This window comes from Endozoicomonas ascidiicola, assembly GCF_001646945.1.
Lineage (GTDB): Bacteria > Pseudomonadota > Gammaproteobacteria > Pseudomonadales > Endozoicomonadaceae > Endozoicomonas > Endozoicomonas ascidiicola.
Genome location: NZ_LUTV01000004.1, coordinates 583,124 through 585,838 on the forward strand (window position 1 = coordinate 583,124; position 2,715 = coordinate 585,838).

The 2,715-nt window shown below is 39.6% G+C and carries 2 protein-coding genes; both read right to left on the reverse strand.

Features of this window, described 5'->3' with window-relative positions; translation table 11 throughout:
• Window positions 1–186: 186 nt before the first annotated feature.
• Window positions 187–1,665, reverse strand: a complete 1,479-nt coding sequence (locus AKL11_RS13170; protein WP_067518134.1) for a hypothetical protein — start codon at window positions 1,663–1,665, stop codon at window positions 187–189.
• A 451-nt stretch (window positions 1,666–2,116) separates the two neighbouring features.
• Window positions 2,117–2,458, reverse strand: a complete 342-nt coding sequence (locus tag AKL11_RS13175; RefSeq protein ID WP_067518136.1) for a hypothetical protein — start codon at window positions 2,456–2,458, stop codon at window positions 2,117–2,119.
• Between the last annotated feature and the right edge of the window lie 257 nt (window positions 2,459–2,715).

The following is a 2,715-nucleotide window of genomic DNA, read 5'->3' on the forward strand; positions in this document are numbered from 1 at the left end:
ACAGACTCCATACCAAGACGTCTCTTGACGAGGAGGAAGAGGTGCTCAGAAAACCGGTTAAGCCAAAACCAAAATAAAACCGATGGTTTCAAGTGAGTTTTGGTTTATATTTGTGATTATGTTGCAAAACCGGATATTGTTAGTCAGTCGTTAAGCTTCTCATCATTTCCATGTGTTCATGCTTTTTCAGGGGACAGCACTCCCTTTGGTTGTTAGAATTTCCCTACATTGCTTATCACCTTCATTAAGAGTTGTTCTTGTCATGCTAATTATTTTTGTTGCTGCCTTTTGAACAGTATTAAGTTCCTTAATAGAAATCAACGAACCATTTTTCATTTCATTAATAAGTTTTTGTGGAACACCTGCGCCTTTGTATTGGCGTTGAGTTTTTTTTGCCTCCCGAAGTGTAGTGTTTGCTTTTTTATAATGATCCGATAGTTGTTCCGTAAATTGATTTAATTTTTTTATGAGTGCACTAAATGAATCATCAGTATCGGTTTCTAAGGGTGAATTTGAGTGGAAGTTTTCATTGATTCTCTTCTCAATTGATTTTAATGCTTTCTCAATACTCATTTTTGCTTTGCCAGAAATATCAACCAGATTAACAATCTCCTCCTGGGTTTGCATCACCTCCAACTCGAGTTCTGCCCATTTCAGAGCTACCGGTAGGTTATAAATTTTCTGAGAAGGGCGAATCTGGGCATATGGCCGATCCTCTGCTTCAAGTTTACTGGTCAGCTTCCTTATTTTCATAATGGGTTTGGTTTTTCTGAAAGAGTCATATTGTGCCAGGGCATCTTTTTTGTTGTTCTCATCATTCAGATTGCTAACAAAATCACTGCATGCACTTTCTATGGTATCAAGAAAATCATTATCTATCCCAAGATCGCTTGCAATGGGAGCTAGTTTCTCTGGAGCTTTAGTTAATTCGTTCTGAATAGCGATATTGATATCGATGCCTTCTGTTGCACACATTGTATGCTTGATCTGGCTCAGGTTCAGTAGATTTAAAAAATCCAAATGCATGACTTTCAACAGCTGACTAAAATGCACATTTCGACTCACTAATTCCATTTCGGGCTGCTTTTCTCCCCATTGTTTCAACAGTTCAAAAAATTGGTTGGGCATGTGATCCAAAATCTGAGGGGCTCCTCTTAGGAGCAGTGAAGGGTGAGAGAGCTGCCTATATACGTCCTCATTTTGAGTACAATAGGCGACAATATCACAAGTCAAATAGACTCCATCCAGAGATGAATCGGTGATTTCGATTGTTTTCATCTGCTCTACCGCCTGCTTGAAGGGGTGTGCAGGGTGCATATCGAAACTACAGCAAAATTTTTTGGACGGTTCACCAATAAGATCATGGTATTTTAAAAAGCTTAATAATATGCATATGCTATAGAATTCAAGACTTCCATTTTTATAGTCACTACTGTTCTGTTTTTCAATGGTTGTGAGGTTACTCACTGTTTTCTTTCTATTCATCAGTCTTTTTTCAGGAAAAGAGGCTTTGCTTTCTTTTGATAAGCCGGTATTACTGTGATAATCCTCTACCTGATCGGTACTTGATATTTTCCTTTGATTGTAGAATCCGATGTCTGGTGACTCTTTAGGAAGGTCATTAGTATCCACCCCTTTCATCTGAGTATGCGTGGGATAAACCATTTAGCACCTGCAACCTCATCATTCTATACAGGAAATGACCGCTGGCATTTTTCTATAAATATTATGTCAGTGGTCAAACTCTTCTGGCCAATTCCGTTTGGGCTCTGGTTCGAATATGCCAGACAATGACTTCAAGAAGTGATCATTATTTAGTCGTTATCCATGAGTCCTCGACTTTAGAGTTCTCAAAGCACAATAGTTCAACAGCAATCGAATAATCAGCTAAAAAGCAACCATCCCCAACCACCAAGTTTGAGATGGCTGCCATGCTCACTTCAGATCATCGAACAATCCTCCGGGAGCTCGYTTTTTATACAACCTTTCTAGCCAGAGCGCTATCACCAACTGCAGTACCAACGTTCTGCTAACTGCTCTTTGGTTGCATGCTTTCAGGGGATGGCAGTATTTTCCAATCCCAAAATGAGCCTGAAAAGAGTATAAACCCATGATTTCAGGCCTTTCGCTTAAAGATGCCTTGAAACAGTGATTCTCTGGCAGACTGCAGTTGCTGGGCAGCCTCGTTATCACTCATKGATTCAGCCTTTGACTCCAATGCATCCGGCGGAGTTCCTTTCTTCAAATATTGCGTCCAGTCAGGCAAAGATTTCAGTTTTTCATAAGGTGTCATCATGTTTTCGTAAAGGTAACGTTTTCTCTCTTTGCCTTTTTCATCTATTATCGTCTCTGGGAAAAAGCAAGGCCGGTGAAAATTGATGTAAGGTGTCAGGTAATTTTTGTTAAACGCATTCACTTCTGCAGCATGATGTTGCGGTATATGAGCATAGCCCAACATTTTTCTGATGATGGCTCCGTTTTTTGATTCAACAAGTGCATTGTCGTTTGTTTTTCGTGATCTGGATTTTGTGAATTTTATGGGGTGCTCAGCCTGAATAATGTAGCAAGTATTTAAAAAGCATCTACTCTATTAGTAATTGACTACTGACGTTTATGTTTGCTGCCATGCCTGCCCAGATACTTTCTTCAAAAAACTCCGAAACCCAAGTTCTCATCACTATCCAGCATGGAAAGTCAATGTTGGAGTTTGAAGAT